The 251-nt window shown below is 71.3% G+C and carries 1 protein-coding gene; it reads left to right on the top strand.

The features are described 5' to 3' along the window. On the top strand, nucleotides 1–251 hold a 251-nt coding region (locus tag VTU_RS25005; RefSeq protein WP_010099621.1), incomplete at both ends, for an FGGY family carbohydrate kinase.

The raw sequence follows: 251 nt of genomic DNA on the forward strand, positions 1-251 counted from the left end.
CGATGCAGAGCGGGCAGCTGCTGTGGCTGCGTCGCCACGCGCCGCAGCGCCTGGCGCGGGCCACGACCGCGCTGCATTGCAAGGACTGGCTCTACTTCCAGGCCACCGGCGTGCGCAGCACCTGCAACACCGAGGCCATCTTCACCTTCGGCAACTACCGCAGCGGCGCCTACGACGACGAAGTGCTCGCGCTGCTCGGTCTGCCCGAGCTCGCGCGCCTGCTGCCGCCCATCGTCACGCCCGGATCGGCG

The sequence above is a fragment of the Verminephrobacter aporrectodeae subsp. tuberculatae At4 genome (genome assembly GCF_000193225.1).
Classification (GTDB): Bacteria; Pseudomonadota; Gammaproteobacteria; order Burkholderiales; family Burkholderiaceae_C; genus Acidovorax; species Acidovorax aporrectodeae.